Consider the following 21,104-nt stretch of genomic DNA (forward strand, 5'->3'; position numbering starts at 1 on the left):
GAAATTATGAAGACGTTGTTTTCTGGTCGTTCAGATATGCCTTTCGCCATGCTGCTGTTGGCCCCCAGCCTGATTTTGCTGGGGGGCCTGGTGGCCTGGCCGATGATTTCCAACATTGAAATCAGCTTTTTACGTTTGCCGCTTAACCCGCGCATCAGTGCCGTGTTTGTCGGGCTGGACAATTACATTCGCATTCTCAGTGATGCCGCTTTCTGGCATTCGCTGTGGATGACGTTCTGGTACACCGCACTGGTTGTGATGGGGAGTACGGTGCTGGGGCTGGCCGTTGCCCTTTTCTTTAACCGCGAGTTTCGCCTGCGCAAAACAGCCCGTTCGCTGGTGATTTTGTCCTATGTCACCCCGTCCATATCACTGGTGTTTGCCTGGAAATACATGTTCAACAACGGCTACGGGATTGTGAACTATCTGGGCGTTGATCTGCTGCATCTGTATGACCAGGCGCCGCTGTGGTTCGACAATCCAGGCAGCAGCTTTGTGCTGGTGGTGTTGTTCGCCATCTGGCGTTACTTCCCGTACGCGTTCATTTCGTTTCTCGCGATTTTGCAGACCATTGATAAATCGTTGTATGAAGCCGCGGAAATGGACGGTGCCAATGCCTGGCAGCGTTTTCGTATCGTCACGCTGCCCGCGATTATGCCGGTGCTGGCGACGGTAGTGACGCTCCGCACTATCTGGATGTTCTACATGTTTGCGGATGTCTACCTGCTGACGACCAAGGTCGATATTTTGGGCGTCTATCTCTACAAAACGGCTTTCGCTTTCAATGATTTGGGTAAAGCAGCCGCGATCTCCGTCGTGCTGTTCGTGATCATCTTCGCGGTGATCCTGCTGACCAGAAAAAGGGTAAACCTCAATGGCAACAAATAAACGCGTACTGGGCCGTATTGGTTTTTATCTGGGACTGCTGCTGTTTCTTGTCATCACACTGTTCCCGTTTTTCGTGATGTTGATGACGTCGTTCAAAAGCGCAAAAGAGGCGATATCCCTGCACCCTACCATATTGCCGCAGGAGTGGACGTTGCAGCATTACGTCGACATTTTCAACCCGCTGATTTTCCCGTTTGTGGACTACTTCAGAAACAGCATGGTGGTGTCATTGATCTCATCGGTGATTGCCGTATTTCTCGGTACGCTCGGGGCTTACGCCTTGTCCAAACTGCGTTTTAAAGGACGCGCGACGATCAATGCGAGCTTCTACACCGTCTACATGTTCTCCGGGATTTTGCTGGTCGTACCGTTGTTCAAAATCATCACCGCGCTCGGCATTTATGACACAGAACTGGCGCTGATCGTCACCATGGTGACCCAGACGTTGCCCACTGCCGTCTTCATGCTGCGCAGCTATTTCGACACCATTCCGGACGAAATAGAAGAGGCCGCGATGATGGACGGTCTGAATCGCCTGCAGATCATCTTTCGCATCACCGTGCCGCTGGCGATTTCCGGTCTCGTGTCGGTCTTTGTCTACTGCTTCATGGTGGCGTGGAACGACTATCTGTTTGCCTCCATTTTCCTCTCGAGTGCCAGCAATTTCACTCTGCCGGTCGGGCTGAACACCCTCTTTAGCACGCCAGATTATATCTGGGGTCGCATGATGGCGGCATCGCTGGTGACGGCACTTCCGGTGGTCATCATGTACGCATTATCAGAACGTTTTATTAAAAGTGGTTTGACCGCCGGCGGCGTTAAGGGCTGAGGCGGCCAGTATTTTTTCCCAGGAGCAAGTCATGAAAAAGTTAGTTGCAACGGCGCCTCGTTTGGCGGCGCTGGTGGAGTATGAAGATCGTCCGGTTGCTGTCCATGAAGTGAAAATTCGTGCCCGCTTTGGCGCACCGAAGCACGGCACCGAAGTTGTGGATTTCCGCGCGGCAAGCCCGTTTATTGATGAAGAGTTCAACGCGGAGTGGCAGATGTTCACGCCGCGTGAACCCGGTGCTGCCCGCGGGATCGAATTCGGTAAGTTCCAGCTGGGCAATATGATTGTTGGCGACATTATTGAATGTGGTGCTGACGTGACGGAATACCAGCCAGGCGACAGCGTCTGCTGCTATGGTCCGCTGCAGGAGACGGTCATTGTTAACGCGGTCAATAACTACAAGCTGCGTAAAATGCAGCAGGGCGCGTCCTGGAAAAACGCCGTTTGCTACGATCCGGCACAGTTCGCCATGAGCGGCGTGCGCGATGCCAACGTCCGGGTCGGGGATTTTGTGGTCGTGGTCGGGCTTGGGGCCATTGGCCAGATTGCGATCCAACTGGCGAAAAAAGCCGGCGCGTCAATTGTCATCGGTGTCGATCCTATCGCCCACCGTTGCGAGATTGCCCGCCGCCATGGGGCAGACCACTGCCTTAATCCAGTCGGTACGGACATCGGCCTGGAGATCAAAAAGCTGACCGGGAAGCAGGGCGCGGATGTGATCATCGAAACCAGCGGCTTTGCTGATGCACTGCAGTCTGCGCTACGCGGACTCGCCTACGGCGGCACTATCTCCTACGTCGCCTTCGCGAAACCGTTCGCAGAAGGCTTCAACCTCGGTCGCGAAGCGCATTTCAATAACGCGAAGATCGTCTTTTCGCGCGCCTGCAGCGAACCCAATCCGGATTACCCGCGCTGGAACCGCAAACGTATTGAGGAGACCTGCTGGGAGCTGCTGATGAACGGTTATCTCAACTGCGAGGACCTGATCGACCCGGTTGTCACTTTTACCACCAGCGCTGAAAGCTACATGCAGTATGTCGATCAGCATCCTGAACTGAGCATCAAAATGGGCGTCACTTTTTAAGCTAAGGAGAGCACCAATGAAAATCGCAACCCAAAACCAGGCCTTTTTCCCAACCCCGATTCTGGAGAAGTTCAAGTACATCAAAGCGATGGGTTTTGATGGCTATGAAATTGACGGCAAACTGCTGGTAGAAAACCTTGATGAGGTAAAAGCCGCGATCAACGCCACTGGCCTGCCGGTGACGACAGCATGTGGGGGATACGATGGCTGGATTGGCGACTTCATCGAAGAGCGTCGGCTGAATGGGTTAACACAGATTGAACGTATTCTGGAGGCCCTGTCAGAGGTAGGGGGCAAGGGCATTATCGTGCCTGCAGCCTGGGGAATGTTTACCTTCCGCCTGCCACCGATGACCTCCCCACGCAGCCTCGAAGGCGACCGCAACGCGGTGAGTGCTTCGCTGCGCTGGCTGGATGAGGTGGCGGGGCGTACCGGAACGACGATTTACCTGGAACCCCTGAACCGCTATCAGGATCACATGATCAATACCCTGGCGGACGCGCGTCGTTATATCGAAGAGAACGCGCTGAAACACGTACAGATCATCGGCGATTTCTACCATATGAATATCGAAGAAGATTCACTGACGGAGGCGCTGCATCGCAACCGCGATCTGCTTGGTCACGTCCATATTGCCGATAATCATCGTTATCAGCCGGGAAGCGGTAGCCTCGATTTTGCCAGCCTGTTCGATCAGCTGCGCGCGGATAATTACCAGGGCTATGTGGTGTATGAGTGCCGTGTTCGTGCCGACGACCCGGCTCAGGCGTACCAGGACTCTCTCACTTATTTGCGTGAATGCTAAGGATGACGAGCGTGATGAGTCCCTCTACACCTTCGTGCCTGCGCGTCGCCATTATTGGCGCCGGGCAGGTCGCGGAAAAAGTGCATGCCTCGTATTACGCCACACGCAGGGATGTTCAGATGGTGGCTGTGATGGATAGCCACCCTGAACAGGCACAGGCGTTTGCGGAACGTCATGCCATCCCCTCTGCCTGGCAGGATGTGCGGGAGATGCTTAAAGCGGTTAAGCCGGATGTGGTGAGCGTCTGTTCGCCTAACCGGTTTCACTTTGAACACGTGATGGCAGCGCTGGAAGCCGGCTGCCATGTGATGTGCGAGAAACCGCCAGCCATGACGCCACAAGAGGCCGACCAGATGCGCATCGCTGCGCGTAAGGCGGGAAAAGTACTGGCGTATGATTTTCACCATCGTTTCGCACTGGATACGCAACAGGTGCGTGAGGCCGTGATGAACGGCGCATTGGGTGAAATTTATTTCACCACGGCGCAGGCGCTGCGGCGCTGTGGGGTGCCGGGCTGGGGCGTCTTTACCAACAAATCGTTACAGGGCGGTGGACCGCTGATTGATATTGGTATCCATATGCTGGATGCCGCGATGTACGTGCTGGGGTTCCCGGCGGTTAAACGGGTGACGGCGCACAGCTTTCAAAGGCTGGGAAACCGCAAAAGCAGCGGCCAGTTTGGCACGTGGGATCCCGCTCAGTTTACCGTTGAAGATGCCCTGTTCGGCACCATTGAATTTTGCAACGGCGGCATTCTGCGTCTGGACACCTCGTTTGCGCTGAATATCCGTGAGCAATCGATCATGAACGTCACATTCTGCGGTGAAAAGGCAGGGGCCACGCTTTTCCCGGCCCACATTTATCACGACGACGCTGGTGTTTTACATACCCTCACGCAGCGAGAAGAGGCGGACGATCGGCGCCATTTACGCAGTATGGATGCCTTTGTCCGTCATGTGCTGGGGGAACCCGTAACGATCGCCGATGCAGAGCAGGGGCTGGTTATCCAGCAGCTTGTCGCCGCGCTGTATGAGTCGGCAGAAACAGGGGAAAGCGTCTCATTATGCTAAACGTCTCTGTCTTAACCGAGCCGGGCTTTTGTCCCCACAGCCTGAATAAATACGCCTCCATCATGGCCTGCGGTAATGGCTACATGGGGATCCGGGCGACGCATGAAGAAGAGTACACCCGGCAAACCAGAGGCATGTATCTTGCCGGGCTTTATCATCAGGCGGGTCGTCACGAGACCACGGAACTGATCAACCTGCCAGATATCACCGGTATGGATATTGAACTGGATGGGGTGAATTTTACGCTGCTTTCAGGCGAGATCCTCACGTGGCAACGCGAGCTGGTGTTTGCCAATGGCGAACTCCGGCGCAGCGTCGTCTGGCGCTCGCCCAACGGAAAACGCTACCGTCTGGAGAGCCGCCGTTTCGTCTCGCTGGATCAGTTGCCGTTAGCGGCGATGCAATTCTCGATTACGCCGCTTGATGCCGACTCGCAGGTCGTGCTGAACACCGGCATTGATGCGACGCAAACCAACAGCGGAAGACAGCATCTGGATGAAGCGTCGGTCAGAGTGTTTGACCAGCATTACCTGCAGGGTGTCTATGAAACGCAGGACCGGGGCTCTGAGGTTGTCATCTCGGCGTTTTGTCAGCTGTCTGCTAACAGCGATAGCTGCTTCACCGCAAAAAATCGTCGGTTGCTGGCGCACTATTCATTGATGGTGGCTCAAGGTGACACTGTCACGCTGGATAAACTTGTCTGGGTTGCTCACCGCAGCGATGAAGCCCTGTCGCAGGCGTCGTTTGCACGCAGCGCGCTGGCGGATCTCAAAGTGTGTGCGGCGAGGGGTTATGCCGCGTTGCTGGAAAGCTCTGCTTGTGTCTGGGAAGAAGTCTGGCGCGACGCCCGGGTAGAGGTGGACTCGACGGAAGGTCAGGATCAGATGGCGCTGGACTATGCCGTCTGGCATCTGACCGCCATGACCCCGGCCCATGATGAGCGAAGCAGCATTGCCGCAAAAGGGTTGACGGGAGAGGGGTATAAAGGCCACGTCTTCTGGGATACGGAAATTTTCCTGCTGCCTTTCCATCTTTTTACCCGTCCGCAGGTCGCCCGGAGCCTGCTGCGCTATCGCTGGCTTAACCTGGCCGGCGCCCGGGAAAAAGCCCGTCGCAACGGCTGGCCGGGCGCGCTGTTCCCCTGGGAGAGTGCGGCAAGTGGTCAGGAAGAGACGCCGGAGTTTGCCGCCATCAACATCCGAACGGGCACGCGCCAGAAGGTGGCCTCCGCGCTGGCTGAACACCATATCGTGGCGGACATTGCCTGGGCCGTGGTCGCCTACTGGCAGGCGACGCAGGATGATGCCTTTATGCGCAAAGAAGGTCTGACGTTGCTGATGGAAACCGCCGCGTTCTGGATGGGGCGCGCAACGGAAGTCAATGATCGTCTGGAAATCCATGACGTGATTGGACCGGACGAATACACGGAACACGTGAACAATAACGCCTACACCAACTATCTGGCCTGGCACAACGTTGCCAGTGCATGTCGGTTTATGGCGATGTTTGAGCGTGAAGATGGGCGTTTTACGGAGAATGCCACCCGGTTCCTGGCGAGATTATGGTTACCGGAAGCCGATGCAGACGGAGTGATCCCACAGGATGATACCTTCATGGCGAAACCGGCTATTGATTTGAGCCGTTATAAAGCGAAAGCGGGGAAGCAGACCATTCTGCTCGATTACTCCCGCGCGGAAGTGAATGAGATGCAGATCCTTAAGCAGGCCGATGTTGTGATGCTTAACTACCTGTTGCCCGAACGGTTTACGCCGCAGCAATGTGCCGCCAACCTGGCGTTCTACGAGCCCCGTACGATCCATGACTCTTCGCTGAGCAAGGCCATTCACGGCATTGTGACGGCCCGTTGCGGCGATACGGAAGGGGCCTATGCTTTCTGGCGTGCTGGTGTCGCCATTGACCTGGGGGACGATCCCCACAGCAGCGACGACGGCATTCATGCTGCCGCCACCGGCGCGATCTGGTCCGGTGTGATTCAGGGATTTGCCGGTATGCAGATTGTAGAAGGGGAACTGCATCTTGCGCCGAAGCTGCCCGCTCACTGGCGCAAACTTGCATTTCCGCTGCGCTGGCGGAACGCGCGCATGCGCTTTGCCTTTGAAAAAGACGTGCTAACAATCGATACCACCGCACCCGTCACGTTAACCCTCTGGGGAAAAATGTTGTGCGTCACGGAGCGGCAGGCCCTGTCCTTAAGGGATTTTCTTACGCCTGATAATGGGACCGCTACCACGGAGGCCAGCCATGAAGCCTGAAGCTGTTGTTTTCGATCTTGACGGCGTCATCACCGATACCGCGCATCTGCACTTCCTCGCCTGGCGCGCGGTAGCGCAGGAGATTGGCATTGCCATCGATGAGGTGTTTAACGAGGAGTTGAAGGGAATTAGCCGCATGGAATCCCTGCAGCGGATCCTGCGACACGGTTCAAAAGAGGGGGCATTCGACGATAAACAGTGCCTGGCGCTGGCGGGTAAGAAAAATGCGCTCTACGTCGCGTCTCTGGCGTCGTTGACCGAGGCGTCGCTGCTGCCGGGCATCCGCGAGGTGCTGGCGGAGATACGTGCGGCGAAGGTCAAAATTGGGCTCGCCTCCGTTTCCCTGAATGCGCCCCGCATACTGACGGCGCTCGGCATTGAGGACGCCTTTGATTTTTGTGCCGATGCCTCCCTCATTGTCTGTTCGAAACCTGACCCGGAGATCTTCCTCGCCGCCTGCGCTGGTCTGGGGGTTTGTCCTGAATCGGCCATCGGTATTGAAGATGCCCCCGCAGGCGTTGAGGCGATCAACGCCGCGGGAATGCTATCGGTTGGGATTGGATCGGGCCTGCACCATGCGGGATTACAACTTCATTCAACGCGGGAACTGACCTGGAAATGCCTGACCGATTTCTGGGCATCCCGGACGTATTGATAAGGAATTAACAATGGCGCAATTGTCTCTGAAACATATCCAGAAAATCTATGATAACCAGGTTCATGTGGTAAAGGATTTCAATCTCGACATAGAGGACAAAGAGTTTATCGTTTTCGTCGGTCCGTCAGGTTGCGGCAAGTCGACGACGCTGCGCATGATTGCGGGGCTGGAAGAGATCTCCGCAGGGGAACTGGTAATTGATGGCGTTTGCATGAACGACGTGCCGGCCAAATCCCGCGATATTGCCATGGTTTTCCAGAACTATGCGCTGTATCCGCATATGACGGTCTACGACAACATGGCGTTTGGCCTGAAAATGCAAAAAATCGCCCCGGCGATCATTGAGGAACGGGTTAACTGGGCGGCTCAGATTTTGGGTTTGCGTGAATACCTGAAGCGTAAACCCGTCGCATTGTCGGGGGGACAGCGCCAGCGCGTGGCGTTAGGCAGGGCGATTGTGCGTGAAGCGGGTGTCTTCCTGATGGATGAGCCGTTATCCAACCTCGATGCCAAGCTTCGCGTGCAGATGCGAGCGGAAATCAGCAAGCTGCATCAAAAGCTCAACACCACGATGATTTACGTAACCCACGATCAGACGGAAGCGATGACGATGGCCACCCGCATCGTCATCCTGAAGGACGGCATTATTCAGCAGGTGGGGGCACCAAAGCAGGTTTATAACGAACCGGCGAATATGTTTGTTGCGGGTTTCATTGGCTCGCCTGCCATGAATTTTATTCGCGGCGCGTTAGACGATCGTTATTTCGTCACGGAAACCCTGCGCCTGGAAATCCCACAGGAGATACTTGCGGCTCTGAATAACGCGGGGTATCAGCGTAAAGCGGTGGTGTTTGGCATCCGCCCGGAAGATATCCTGACCCTGCAGAACCGTGATGATGACATTGCGGCGAAAGTCAGCGTCGCTGAACTCACTGGCGCGGAATTTATGCTCTATGCCACCGTCGGCGGACATGAGCTGGTTGTCCGCGCAGGAGCCGCGAATGATTATGCCGCAGGGGATAATATCGGTATTCAGTTCGATATGAATAAGTGCCATTTCTTCGACGCGGAAACCGAAGCGGCTATTAGATAAAAAAGTGTTTGCCGGAAATTCACGTTTCCGGTTTTTTGTTTGTTAATTATAAAGGGAATATTACATGAGTACTCTACTAAGAAGTGCTGCGCTCGTTCTGTGCGCAGGGGTTAGCTGTGCGCAGGCAACTGAAAAAGCGACGCAGTGGGAATTTAATATTGGCGCGATGTATGAAATTGAAAACGTCGAAGGGCAGGGCGAGGATAAAGACGGCTTATATGAACCGTCCGTTTGGTTTAATGCCACCTGGGACGCGTGGACAATTTCGCTGGCCATGTATCAGGAGGGGCCGGTTGATTACAGCAGTATGACTCGCGGCACCTATTTTGATCGCCCGGAATTTGAATTACGTTATCGCTTTATCGGAACCGATGATTTTACCCTCGGCCTGACCGGTGGTTTCCGTAATTACGGCTACCACTTCAAAGATGTGCACGGGGCGAAAGACGGTAGCGCGAATATGCAGCGCTATAAAATCCAGCCTGACTGGGATATTAAATTAACCGACGACTGGCGTTTTGGCGGCTGGTTTGCCATGTATCAGTTTGCCAACGATCTGGAAAAAACCGGCTATGCTGACAGCCGCGTCGAAACTGAAACCGGCTTTACCTGGACCCTTAACGAAACCTTTGCGGCAAAAGTGAATTACTATTTGGAGCGTGGTTTTAATATGGACGGTTCTCGTAATAACGGCGAATTTTCCACGCAGGAAATTCGTGCCTATCTGCCCATTTCATTAGGCCAGACCACGCTCACGCCGTATACCCGCCTGGGGCTCGATCGCTGGTCAAACTGGGACTGGCAGGACGATCCTGAGCGTGAAGGGCATGATTTCAACCGACTCGGTATGCTCTACGCGTATGACTTTAATAATGGTTTGTCCATGACGCTGGAATACGCTTATGAGTGGGAAAACCACGATGAGGGCGAAAGCGACCGCTTCCACTATGCGGGGGTTGGCGTAAACTACGCGTTCTGACCGATGTCACCAGGGGCAGCCAGCCCCTGGTGTTAGCGCAGGGAGGCGGCCAGCAAAAAATGCGTATCAACAAGCACTTTCTGCGGAGCGGGACGACCGGCAATTCGCCTGAAGAGAAGGTCGCAGCTCTCTTCACCCAGTTTGCGGGTGGGAATATCAAAGCCACCAGGCGCGGGGGTTAAAATAAGCGACAGCATTGGGTCACTGTATCCGGCTATCACCACCTGCTCCGGGATCATCAGGTTTAACTCATCCGCCGCGCGATAGAGGCTCAGCAATTTCATACTGTCAGTGGCGAATACGGCATCAGGTGGCGTGGGTGAGGACAACAGTTTAAGCGCCGCCGTTAGCGCGCTCTCATGGGTATAACCGCCATCCATAATCCAGTCCGGGTTAAGCGCAATATTGTGCTTCTCCAGGCTAGCTTTATACCCTGCAAGGCGATCAATCGACACGTGATAATCAAGTGGCGCATGCAAACAGGCAATGTTGCGGCGACCATTCTTAATAAACGCTTCCGTCAGCGTGGCGCTGTCATGAAAATTATCCGTATCAACGGAATAGATATTCTGATAATCCCCTTCCACTTTGCCAATCACCACAACCGGGACGCCATAGGCATCCAGAGTGGTAAAAAAGGATTCATTAGCGGGTGAGCTCAGCATAATGATCCCTTTGATCATCTTCTGTTTTATTTTATTCACGCATTTCAAAAGGTCGTCTTCACTGCTTTTTGACGTTTGCAAAATGACGTCAAAACCTTCTTCTTCCGCTTTTGCCGTAATCGCGTGAAGGATATCGGAGAAAAAAGGGTTGCCGGCGGTGGTTTTGGTTGAGCGGGTAGAAATAACCATAATGGCGTCGAAACCTGAAGAGGTCAGGGCACGGGCCAGTTTATTGGGCTGATAATTTAATTCGTCAATCGCCTTCAGCACTTTGTCCCGCGCTTCGGGAGAAATATTGGTTTGTTTATTCAGAACGCGGGAAACGGTTGATTTCGATACGCCCGCAACCCGTGCGATATCATAGATGGTGGGTGACATACACCTTACTCACTCAGGACTGACAGCAATACCGTTCATCTTACTGGAGAGAAAACGGCAATAGCAATAAATAAGAATTGATAATCAACGATCTGCCCCCATGTATTGTATTCTGAAGCAAGGTATTTATGGCTTCCGGGCAACGAAGGATGGCGATGAAGCGACTAAAAAATGAACTCAATTCACTGGTCAACCGCGGCGTTGACCGTCATCTGCGTCTGGCGGTGACCGGGCTAAGCCGCAGTGGTAAGACGGCGTTTATCACCGCGATGGTAAACCAGCTCCTGAATCTGCACGCTGGCGCGCGCCTGCCGTTGCTTGGCGCGGTTCGGGAAGAGCGTCTGCTGGGCGTTAAGCGTGTTCCGCAACGCGATTTTGGTATTCCCCGGTTTACCTATGACGAAGGGCTGGCGCAGCTCTACGGCGATCCGCCCAGCTGGCCGACGCCGACACGAGGAGTCAGTGAAATTCGCCTTGCGCTGCGTTTCCGCTCGAATGAATCCCTGATGCGCCACTTTAAGGACACCTCAACGCTGTACCTCGAAATCGTCGATTACCCCGGCGAATGGCTGCTCGACTTGCCGATGCTGGCGCAGGATTACCTCACCTGGTCCCGGCAGATGACGGGGCTGTTGCAGGGGCAACGTGCAGAGTGGTCATCGACGTGGCGACAGCTGTGCGAAGGGCTGGATCCGCTGGCACCAGCAGATGAAAACCGTCTGGCGGCTATTGCTGAGGCCTGGACAGCGTATCTGCATCAGTGTAAGCAGGAAGGTCTGCATTTCATCCAGCCAGGGCGGTTTGTCCTGCCGGGGGATTTAGCAGGGGCACCCGCGCTGCAGTTCTTCCCGTGGCCGGATGTGGACGGTACCGGAGAGGCGAAGCTGGCGCAGGCCGACAAGCACACCAACGCAGGTATGCTGCGGGAACGTTACAATTACTACTGTGAAAAAGTGGTCAAGGGTTTCTATAAAAACCATTTTTTACGCTTCGACCGTCAGATCGTGCTGGTGGATTGTCTGCAGCCGCTTAACAGTGGGCCGCAGGCCTTCAACGATATGCGCCTCGCGCTGACGCAGCTGATGCAAAGTTTTCACTACGGGCAGCGGACGTTATTTCGCCGTCTGTTCTCACCGGTGATCGATAAGCTGCTGTTTGCGGCGACTAAAGCCGATCACGTGACGGTCGATCAGCATGCCAATATGGTATCGCTGCTGCAGCAACTGGTGCAGGATGCCTGGCAAAACGCCGCGTTTGAAGGTATCAGCATGGATTGCCTGGGACTTGCGTCCGTGCAGGCGACGCAAAGCGGGTTGATTGACCTCAACGGCGAGAAAATTCCGGCCTTACGCGGGAATCGCCTCAGCGACGGCGAACCGCTTACTGTCTATCCGGGCGAAGTGCCCTCGCGCCTGCCGGGCCAGGCCTTCTGGCAGAGCCAGGGCTTCCAGTTTGAAGCCTTCCGCCCTCAGGCCATGAGCGTCGACACCCCGTTGCCCCACATCCGTCTGGATGCGGCGCTGGAGTTTTTGATTGGAGATAAATTGCGATGACGGAACCGTTAAAACCGCGCATAGACTTTACCGGAACGCTTGAGCAGGCGCAGCAGGAGGCGTTTAAAACGGCGCAGACGTTCAGCGGCGCGCAGGCAGATAATTTTGCCCCGGCGCTCGCGGAGGAGCCGGGCGTTGAGGAAGGACCTGCGGAGGCGGCCGTGGAAGCCGCGTTGCGTCCGAAACGCAGCCTGTGGCGTAAAATGGTGACCGCGGGTCTGACGCTGTTTGGCGTAAGCGTGATCGGGCAGGGTGTACAGTGGACGATGAATGCCTGGCAAACCCAGGATTGGGTTGCGCTCGGCGGATGTGCCGCGGGCGCGCTGATTGTCGGGGCGGGCGTTGGATCGGTTGCCACCGAGTGGCGTCGGCTCTGGCGTCTGCGACAGCGCGCGCACGAGCGTGATGAGGCCCGGGATCTGCTGCACAGTCACGGCACCGGTAAAGGCCGCGTGTTCTGTGAAAAGCTGGCCAGCCAGGCTGGAATCGATCAGTCGCACCCGGCACTCCAGCGCTGGTATGCCGCCATTCACGAAACCCAGAACGATCGGGAAGTGGTGACGCTCTACTCCCATATGGTTCAGCCGGTGCTGGACGCTCAGGCGCGGCGTGAAATCAGCCGCTCTGCGGCGGAATCCACGCTGATGATTGCCGTCAGCCCGCTGGCGCTGGTTGATATGGCTTTTATCGCCTGGCGTAACCTGCGCCTGATCAACCGTATCGCAAACCTTTACGGCATAGAGCTGGGTTACTACAGTCGGATCAGACTGTTTAAGCTGGTCCTGCTCAATATCGCCTTTGCCGGGGCGAGTGAACTGGTCCGCGAAGTGGGCATGGACTGGATGTCGCAGGATCTTGCGGCGCGTCTTTCAGCTCGCGCAGCTCAGGGTATCGGCGCAGGCCTTCTGACGGCACGCCTGGGTATTAAAGCGATGGAGGTCTGCCGTCCGCTCCCGTGGATTGACGGCGATAAACCCCGGCTGGGGGATTTCAGGCGTGAGTTGATCGGCCAGCTCAAAGAGACGCTCAATAAAAAACCGGCTCCGTGAGGTTTTGTTCACTAAGCGTGCGGGCTGTCAATATTTCTTGACAGCCATCTTCCGGTTTACCGTGTTCTGACATATCATTTTAATGTTATTGGCTTAAAACGGTGAATTTCCCATGCGTCTTGAAGTCTTCTGTGAAGACCGTCTCGGTCTGACCCGCGAATTACTCGATCTTCTTGTTTTACGTAGCATTGATTTACGTGGCATTGAGATCGATCCTGTCGGGCGAATTTACCTCAATTTTGCCGAAATTGAATTTAATACATTCAGCAGTCTGATGGCTGAAATCCGCCGTATCGCTGGCGTTACGGATGTACGCACCATTCCCTGGATGCCATCCGAGCGTGAGCACCTTGCACTGAGCGCGCTACTGGAAGCGATGCCGGAGCCGTTCCTCTCCCTGGATTTAAAAAGTAAAGTTGAGCGCGTAAACCACGCGAGCTGCCAGCTTTTCGCCCAGAGCCAGGAGAAGCTCAGTAATCATAACGCCGCACAGCTGATCCCCGGCTTCAACTTCCAGCGCTGGCTGGACAGTAATCCGCAGAACACGCACAGCGAGCATGTGGTGATTAACGGGCAGAACTTCCTGATGGAGATCACGCCGGTTTACCTGAAAGGGGAAGGGAATGCACGTGTGTTAACTGGAGCGGTGATCATGCTGCGATCGACGTTACGCATGGGCCGTCAGCTGCAAAACCTCTCCAGTCAGGATGTCGGCGCCTTCAGCCAGATTATTGCCGTCAGCCCGAAAATGCGCCATGTGGTTGACCAGGCGCGCAAGCTCGCAAGCCTGACCGCACCGCTGCTGATTACCGGCGATACCGGTACCGGGAAAGATCTGCTGGCGCACGCTGTGCACCTGGCGAGCCCGCGTGCGGCAAAACCGTATCTGGCGCTGAACTGTGCCTCTATCCCGGAAGATGCCGTTGAAAGCGAGCTGTTTGGTCATGCGCCGGAAGGGAAGAAAGGCTTCTTCGAGCAGGCTAACGGCGGTTCCGTACTGCTGGATGAGATTGGTGAGATGTCGCCTCGTATGCAGGCCAAACTGCTGCGTTTCCTGAACGACGGCACGTTCCGCCGCGTCGGCGAAGATCATGAAGTGCATGTGGACGTGCGCGTCATCTGTGCCACCCAGAAAAACCTGGTCGAACTGGTGCAAAAGGGGATCTTCCGCGAAGATCTCTATTACCGTCTCAATGTCCTGACGCTGAATATTCCCCCGCTGCGCGATTGTCCGCAGGACATCATGCCGTTGACCGAGCTGTTTGTGGCCCGTTTCGCCGACGAGCAGGGGGTTCCGCGGCCTAAGCTCTCTTCCGACCTCGGTACGGTGTTGATGCGCTACGGCTGGCCGGGAAATATTCGCCAGCTCAAAAACGCTGTTTATCGGGCGCTGACGCAGCTGGAAGGCTATGAACTGCGACCGCAGGATATCCTGCTGCCGGATTACGACGCCGGAACGGTGTCAGTGGGTGAAGAGGCAATGGAAGGCTCACTGGATGAAATTACCAGCCGCTTTGAACGTTCGGTATTGACGCAGCTTTATCGCAGTTATCCCAGCACTCGCAAGCTGGCAAAACGTCTTGGTGTCTCGCACACCGCGATTGCGAATAAGCTCCGTGAGTACGGTTTAAATCACAAAAAGGGTGACGAATAACGAAAAGCCTCTGTAGAGAGGCTTTTTTACTATCCGCTTATTCCTTCGCCAGAGGCGTGGTCACGATTTCGGTTTTTGTCTCTCCCTGAATCGACGCAATCCTGTTTTCGACCTCTTTCACCTGCTGCGGGCTGTGAAGCAGGGTATAGGTCAGATCAAACTGCGCGCTGGCGCCAGGCTGCAGCTGCTTAACCCGCTTCTGCTCGCGTTCAATGGTAACGGGGTAGGCGTAGCTGGTCCCCGGCTCAATCCCCGTGACGTAACCCTGTTTCAGCGTATCGGTATTTTTCCATAAGGTCAGTACGGGGAGCTGGCGGGTATCAAACTGTATTGACGCGCCTTTATCTCCGGCTTTATTGACCACGGCCGCGAGCGTTTCATGGTTATTATCCGCAAGTGGTTTGATGTTAAAGACCATCTCATCAAAGTCTTTTGTCGGCCCTGCATAGGTTTGCCAGTTGTTAACACCCGCTTTGGCGTAGTCATTGAATGGGCTCACGCTGGCTGCCGGGGCAAGGAAACGTGCGCCTTCCTCGAGGACAGGCGTACCGAAGTTGCTGTGATAGATGATCTGATAGTCGTGAGGATAATCTGCATGGTTGGTCAACACATCGTGCAGGCTGAACTGGTTGGTGCCCGGCACGTAACGCAGTTCGGTCAGGGTTTGCAGATCCGCTTTTTTAAAAGTGCTCTCTTTGATCAATCCCCTGACGCGGATTTCATGCGGTGCAGCATCCGCGACTTCCACCTCAACCTGTGATGCTGGCGTATTTCCTGCCTTGCCGTGCAACGTATAAATCTGACCGTCGGCCGTCACCGGATGGCCTGTCCACTCATAGCCACAGCGGACCATCATCTCATTGAATCCTTCCAGCCAGCCGAGACCGTTACGACTTTCAAAATTGATATAAGCTGGGTTCACCACCTCTTTGACGGGTGAGTTCCACCCCAGTCGGGTACCAAAGCCTTCAACATGCAGAAGATTCATGCCACGCGTCGGGCTTAAGGCAATGGTCAGGCCATCTTTGCTGCGAATAATGATGACTTTACTGCCTTCCTGCTTACCGCCATGCAAGACTTTTTGCTCAATGCTGAACGTTTGATTTTTAACGTTCAGCTCATTGCTGGAAATCTTCCAGTTTCCTTTTTCTATGCTGCTTTCAGCGCTTGTCAGCACCCAGGTTTTCGCCGCGGCATGACCTGAAACCAGTACCGCAAGAAGCGTTAAAGCCAGTTTTATCTTCATGTTTATCCCTTTTTGCTGAAACGATTATTTGATTTCGTAAGCAAATCTAATGTTTTGCCGAAAAAGGAAATGTGATGTGTCTCACTGCGCAATAAAAGGTGATAACAGAACAAGTTTTATGTATGAGCAATCACAAAAAGATGAATGTACAAAATATTATTGCGCTCAAAATGTGAAGTATGACCAGATTAGCTTTAACGATTCAGCTGAAAATAAATAAAAAACCCCGCCGTGGCGAGGTTGAGAATACGTTGTATAGAATACTAAGGACTTATTATGCTTTCAGCACGTCCAGCGCGGCAGTGTAATCCGGCTCGGTGGTGATTTCGTTAACCAGTTCGCTAAAGACAACAGTGTCGTTTTCATCAAGAACCAGTACAGCACGTGCAGCCAGACCTTTCAGTGGGCCTTCCGCGATGCTGACGCCGTAGTTCTCCAGGAAATCCGCGCTGCGCAGCGTGGAGAGGGTAATGACGTTGCTCAGACCTTCAGCACCGCAGAAACGAGACTGGGCAAACGGCAGGTCTGCGGAAATGCACAGCACAACGGTGTTGTCCATTTCAGTCGCCAGCTGGTTGAATTTACGCACGGATGCGGCACAGACGCCGGTATCAATGCTTGGGAAAATGTTCAGCACTTTGCGTTTACCCGCAAACTGAGCCAGTGTGACGTCAGACAGATCTTTAGCCACCAGAGTAAAAGCCTTTGCTTTGCTGCCAGCCTGCGGAATGGAACCTGCTACAGCAACCGGGTTGCCCTGGAAATGAACGAGTTGTGACATAGATATCTTCCTGTTTACATATAGTTAACGTCGGGGCTAGTGTATGCCATCAGCGGATAACACGGCAAACCAATTTTTTCGCCTTTACGGGCCGCAAGGAGTCAGTGATGAGAAGCGTTAAGGTCTATGAAGAAGCCTGGCCATTGCATACCCCGTTTGTAATTTCACGCGGCAGTAGAAGCGAAGCCAGCGTGGTGGTGGTTGAAATTGAAGAAGAGGGGGTTAAAGGTGTCGGGGAATGTACGCCTTACCCACGCTATGGGGAAAGTCTGGCATCCGTGATGGCACAGATCATGACCCTGGTCCCTGATCTGCAAAAAGGGCTCACGCGTGAAGCATTACAGACGCGTTTACCCGCCGGTGCGGCGCGCAACGCCATTGATTGTGCGCTATGGAACCTCGAAGCCGCAACGCGGCAAAAATCGCTGCCGTCTTTGCTGGGTGTAGCATTGCCGACATCCGTCATTACCGCGCAAACGGTGGTGATTGGTGAGCCGGAACAGATGGCAGCCAGCGCAAAAGCCCTTTTTGACGCCGGGGCCACGCTGTTAAAAGTGAAGCTCGACGATCGTCTGATTAGCGAGCGAATGGTCGCCATTCGTTCGGCGGTTCCCGCAGCCACGCTGATTGTTGATGCCAACGAGTCATGGCATCCCGAAGGGCTTGCCGCACGATGCCAGCTGTTGGCTGACCTGGGCGTGGCCATGCTGGAGCAACCACTGCCGGCGAAGGATGATGCCGCACTGAAGAATTTTATTCATCCGCTGCCAGTTTGTGCGGATGAAAGCTGCCATACCCGTGAGAATTTGCGCGAACTTGAAGGCCGCTACGACATGGTCAACATTAAGCTCGACAAGACTGGTGGGCTGACAGAAGCGCTGGCACTGGCGGCAGAAGCCCGGGCGCAGGGCTTCGGATTGATGCTTGGCTGTATGCTCTGCACCTCCCGGGCGATTAGCGCGGCGCTGCCGCTGGCCACGCAGGTGCGTTTTGCCGATCTGGATGGCCCGACATGGCTCGCTGTTGACGTCTCACCAGCGCTCCATTTTACCAGCGGCGTGCTTCATCTCTGAGGCTGCCAGCACAGCAGTTGCATCATGGCTTTCAGGTATTTTTCGCTGGCTTCGTCGGAGGAGATCGCCGGGAATTCTGCGGTGATGCAGGGCAAGCTCAAATCAGCGCACCAGCTACCGAATGAACCGGGTGTTTCATAGCCCACGCTGGAGACGAGTGGCAGGGCGAACGCCTGTGCCAGCCACTCGCCCAGGCTGGAGTGGCGCGGATCTTCAATACAGGCCAGCGGATCGTGAAAGGAGACAACCCAGGCGGGTTGGATCTTATGGATAAGCTGGCACAACGCTTGCGTTTCTGGCTCCGAGCCCGGTTTGTCCCCCGTCAGTAACACCACATCACGCTCCTCGGCGGTACTGTTCCAGCGATAAACGGTTTCCCCGGCGCGCCAGTTTGCCGCCGGGAAATTACGGTTCAGGTCGACGCCCCTCGCATTCGCCCGCAATCCAAGCTGGCAGCCATCGGGGTTCACGGCAAGGATCACGTGATGACGTCGTAAAGAAGGGGTCAGCGTTCGCAGTGCACATGAGAGCGTGACGATGGATGAGTTCTCATCCCCGTGCGTGCCGGCAATGATCAATCCGCTGTCGCGATCGGCATTGGGGGCCGGGAACCAGATCAGCGATGCGCCTAAGAATGAGCGGCCATATTGCTCTGCGCCCGGCGGAAAGGCGCCGCGTTCCGCTCGTGGTCGGGTGGTTGCCATACGAAATCCTGATAAAGAAGTCTCTACTGGCAGTGTTGTGCAAAACCCGCGGTTAATCAAATAGTTTCCGCAACGGTTGAGAATTGCCTTAAATCACTATTCCTGACGAAGGTATTTGCATTTCTTATTGTCGAAACAAATAATTACGCATCTGCTTGTTACCTGCCTTTATTAAAGGGGATCTTATGAAGCATCCTGTTTCGCGTCTTTTCACCGCACTGTGCCTGTGCGGACTTTCTACACTCTCGTACGCTGCTGATGTGCCACAGGGCACGGTACTGGCGCAAAAACAGGAGCTGGTCAGACACATTAAAGACGAACCGGCTTCGCTCGATCCGGCAAAAGCGGTTGGGTTGCCAGAGATTCAGGTGATTCGCGATCTGTTCGAAGGGCTGGTGAATCAGAACGAGAAAGGGGAACTAACCCCGGGCGTGGCGACGCGCTGGCAGAGCAACGATAACCGTATCTGGACGTTCACCTTGCGCGATAATGCGAAATGGTCTGACGGTTCGCCTGTCACCGCACAGGATTTTGTCTACAGCTGGCAGCGTCTGGTCGATCCAAAAACAACTTCTCCGTTTGCCTGGTTTGCGGCCCTGGCGGGGATCAGCAACGCACAGGCGATAATTGACGGCAAAGCGGCGCCTGATACCCTGGGCGTGACGGCGGTGGATGCCCGAACGTTACGCGTTCAGCTGGATAAAGCGCTGCCGTGGTTTAGCAACCTGACAGCAAACTTTGCCTTCTACCCGGTGCAAAAAGCGAACGTTGAAAGTGGTAAAGAGTGGACGCGCCCGGGCGCGCTGGTCGGGAATGGCGCATACGTCCTGAACGATCGCGTGGTGAATGAAAAACTGGTTGTCGTGCCGAATACCCACTACTGGGACAACGCCAAAACTGTCCTGCAAAAAGTCACGTTCATTCCGATTAATCAGGAATCCGCTGCCACGAAACGCTATCTGGCCGGGGATATCGATATTACCGAGTCGTTCCCGAAAAACATGTATCAGAAGCTCCTGAAGGACATTCCGGGACAAGTTTATACGCCACCGCAGCTCGGAACTTATTACTATGCGTTTAACACGCAAAAGGGCCCGACGGCCGATGCCCGGGTCCGTCTTGCGCTGAGTATGACTATCGATCGCCGCCTGATGGCGGAAAAGGTATTGGGGACCGGCGAGAAGCCGGCCTGGCATTTCACCCCTGACGTGACGGCGGGCTTCACGCCTGAGCCTTCACCGTTTGAGCAAATGTCGCAGCAGGAGCTGAATGCGCAGGCGAAAACCTTGCTGCAGGCCGCAGGTTACGGTCCTCAGCGCCCACTGAAGCTGAACTTGCTGTACAACACCTCGGAAAACCATCAGAAAATCGCCATCGCGGTGGCGTCCATGTGGAAGAAAAACCTTGGCGTGGATGTCAAACTGCAAAACCAGGAGTGGAAAACCTATATCGACAGCCGCAATACCGGCAATTTTGATGTGATCCGCGCGTCATGGGTGGGGGATTACAATGAGCCCTCTACCTTCTTGTCTCTGTTGACCTCAACCCACAGCGGCAATATCTCGCGTTTCAACGATCCGGCTTACGATAAGACGATCCAGCAGGCAACGCTGGAAACCACGGCGAAAGCGCGTAATACCGACTACAACATGGCGGAGAAAATCCTCATGGAGAAGGCGCCTATCGCACCCATCTACCAGTACACCAATGGTCGTCTTATCAAGCCGTGGGTGAAAGGATATCCGATTAATAACCCGGAAGACGTGGCGTACAGCCGGACGATGTATATTGAGAAGCACTGATGTGTACTGACCTCTGGCTAACGGCAGATTACCATCACTAAACCCTGAACTGGCGCGGTTTGTCGCGCCAGTTTCTCCTTCTGACCATTCCCGCCACAGCAGAAGTATCACTTTTCTGATATTGCGCTGAATGGCGTTTCCTGAATATACATTCCATGCATCCAGTGGATGATTGTCTTAAATCTGATATACCAGATATATTAAATAGTCTCTCTGGTTATCCCGAGTTTTATTCATAAGTCCACTGTTGGACATTTCCAGGGCTTTTCAGTATTAAGCACTATCCTGTAATATCATCCGGGATAAGTCTTAATTTGTAGCCATTTTATTGCAGGTTGACCGAGTGGTCTGCCGGTTTGGTGATCATGTCCGTCCGGACGCGGTAGTTAATTCAGGTTTAAATGTACAGTAAGTTGTACTGAAATTAATTTTTATATTAGCCGTTTTGTCTCAACGAAAGTTACTGGTTAAAATAAAACGCCCCTGCATTTATGTGGCGATATTCAACCCGGCAAGGGAT

At 54.4% G+C, this 21,104-nt stretch carries 18 protein-coding genes; 14 read left to right on the forward strand and 4 right to left on the reverse strand.

What is annotated here, in order from left to right:
- The first annotated feature begins 6 nt into the window (after positions 1-6).
- The 9 genes from GM298_RS00455 (at position 7) to GM298_RS00495 (ending at position 9,679) form a co-directional block, all read left to right on the forward strand.
- Positions 7-888: a carbohydrate ABC transporter permease gene (locus tag GM298_RS00455; RefSeq protein ID WP_047958807.1), complete on the forward strand. Its 882-nt coding sequence runs from the start codon at positions 7-9 to the stop codon at positions 886-888.
- On the forward strand, positions 875-1,717 hold the full coding sequence (locus GM298_RS00460; RefSeq protein WP_045285087.1) for a carbohydrate ABC transporter permease: 843 nt from the start codon (positions 875-877) through the stop codon (positions 1,715-1,717). The genes GM298_RS00455 and GM298_RS00460 overlap by 14 nt, the downstream gene beginning before the upstream one ends.
- A gap of 31 nt (positions 1,718-1,748) precedes the next feature.
- Positions 1,749-2,801, forward strand: a complete 1,053-nt coding sequence (locus GM298_RS00465; RefSeq protein ID WP_266153256.1) for a zinc-dependent alcohol dehydrogenase — start codon at positions 1,749-1,751, stop codon at positions 2,799-2,801.
- 16 nt (positions 2,802-2,817) lie between these two features.
- Positions 2,818-3,606 carry a sugar phosphate isomerase/epimerase family protein gene (locus tag GM298_RS00470; protein WP_025756619.1) on the forward strand — a complete coding sequence of 263 codons (789 nt, stop codon included), beginning with the start codon at positions 2,818-2,820 and terminating at the stop codon, positions 3,604-3,606.
- Between the two features lie 14 nt (positions 3,607-3,620).
- Complete coding sequence (locus tag GM298_RS00475) at positions 3,621-4,676, forward strand: Gfo/Idh/MocA family protein (RefSeq protein ID WP_407719133.1); 1,056 nt, start codon at positions 3,621-3,623, stop codon at positions 4,674-4,676.
- The gene (locus GM298_RS00480; RefSeq protein ID WP_266153258.1) at positions 4,670-6,949 is read left to right on the forward strand and encodes a glycoside hydrolase family 65 protein; all 2,280 of its coding nucleotides are present in this window, start codon (positions 4,670-4,672) and stop codon (positions 6,947-6,949) included. The genes GM298_RS00475 and GM298_RS00480 overlap by 7 nt, the downstream gene beginning before the upstream one ends.
- Positions 6,939-7,604: a beta-phosphoglucomutase gene (pgmB, locus tag GM298_RS00485; RefSeq protein WP_045285083.1), complete on the forward strand. Its 666-nt coding sequence runs from the start codon at positions 6,939-6,941 to the stop codon at positions 7,602-7,604. The genes GM298_RS00480 and pgmB overlap by 11 nt, the downstream gene beginning before the upstream one ends.
- 13 nt (positions 7,605-7,617) lie before the next feature.
- The gene (locus GM298_RS00490; protein WP_266153259.1) at positions 7,618-8,700 is read left to right on the forward strand and encodes an ABC transporter ATP-binding protein; all 1,083 of its coding nucleotides are present in this window, start codon (positions 7,618-7,620) and stop codon (positions 8,698-8,700) included.
- 64 nt (positions 8,701-8,764) lie between these two features.
- A complete protein-coding gene (locus tag GM298_RS00495; RefSeq protein ID WP_266153262.1) occupies positions 8,765-9,679 on the forward strand; it encodes an OmpG family monomeric porin in 915 nt (304 codons plus the stop codon).
- 32 nt (positions 9,680-9,711) lie between these two features.
- On the opposite strand, the gene GM298_RS00500 is transcribed toward GM298_RS00495, so the two are convergent.
- Entirely contained in the window at positions 9,712-10,722 is a 1,011-nt protein-coding gene (locus GM298_RS00500) for a LacI family DNA-binding transcriptional regulator (RefSeq protein ID WP_025756625.1), read from the reverse strand.
- Between the two features lie 155 nt (positions 10,723-10,877).
- Here GM298_RS00500 and GM298_RS00505 point away from each other — a divergent pair, with 155 nt between their 5' ends.
- From GM298_RS00505 to tyrR, 3 genes are all read left to right on the forward strand, one after another.
- On the forward strand, positions 10,878-12,275 hold the full coding sequence (locus GM298_RS00505) for a YcjX family protein (protein ID WP_025756626.1): 1,398 nt from the start codon (positions 10,878-10,880) through the stop codon (positions 12,273-12,275).
- Complete coding sequence (locus GM298_RS00510; RefSeq protein ID WP_047958798.1) at positions 12,272-13,324, forward strand: YcjF family protein; 1,053 nt, start codon at positions 12,272-12,274, stop codon at positions 13,322-13,324. The genes GM298_RS00505 and GM298_RS00510 overlap by 4 nt, the downstream gene beginning before the upstream one ends.
- 112 nt (positions 13,325-13,436) lie before the next feature.
- Positions 13,437-14,978 carry a transcriptional regulator TyrR gene (gene tyrR, locus GM298_RS00515; protein WP_045285079.1) on the forward strand — a complete coding sequence of 514 codons (1,542 nt, stop codon included), beginning with the start codon at positions 13,437-13,439 and terminating at the stop codon, positions 14,976-14,978.
- A 37-nt stretch (positions 14,979-15,015) separates the two neighbouring features.
- Here tyrR and GM298_RS00520 read toward each other — a convergent pair whose 3' ends face one another.
- Complete coding sequence (locus GM298_RS00520) at positions 15,016-16,224, reverse strand: aldose 1-epimerase family protein (RefSeq protein ID WP_266153263.1); 1,209 nt, start codon at positions 16,222-16,224, stop codon at positions 15,016-15,018.
- Positions 16,225-16,498: 274 nt separating this feature from the next.
- Positions 16,499-17,005, reverse strand: a complete 507-nt coding sequence (tpx, locus tag GM298_RS00525; protein WP_025756630.1) for a thiol peroxidase — start codon at positions 17,003-17,005, stop codon at positions 16,499-16,501.
- Between the two features lie 107 nt (positions 17,006-17,112).
- Between tpx and ycjG the strand changes: the two genes are divergently transcribed.
- Positions 17,113-18,078, forward strand: coding sequence for an L-Ala-D/L-Glu epimerase (gene ycjG / locus GM298_RS00530; protein WP_128340099.1), 966 nt, complete (start codon positions 17,113-17,115; stop codon positions 18,076-18,078).
- Here the strand turns inward: ycjG and mpaA are convergent.
- A complete protein-coding gene (gene mpaA, locus GM298_RS00535; protein ID WP_025756632.1) occupies positions 18,069-18,782 on the reverse strand; it encodes a murein tripeptide amidase MpaA in 714 nt (237 codons plus the stop codon). The genes ycjG and mpaA overlap by 10 nt on opposite strands.
- Before the next feature lie 185 nt (positions 18,783-18,967).
- On the opposite strand from mpaA, the gene GM298_RS00540 reads away from it, so the two are divergent.
- A complete protein-coding gene (locus GM298_RS00540; protein ID WP_266153264.1) occupies positions 18,968-20,584 on the forward strand; it encodes a peptide ABC transporter substrate-binding protein in 1,617 nt (538 codons plus the stop codon).
- Positions 20,585-21,104: the final 520 nt, after the last annotated feature.

This window comes from Enterobacter sp. HSTU-ASh6 (assembly GCF_026319105.1).
GTDB classification, from domain to species: domain Bacteria; phylum Pseudomonadota; class Gammaproteobacteria; order Enterobacterales; family Enterobacteriaceae; genus Enterobacter; species Enterobacter sichuanensis.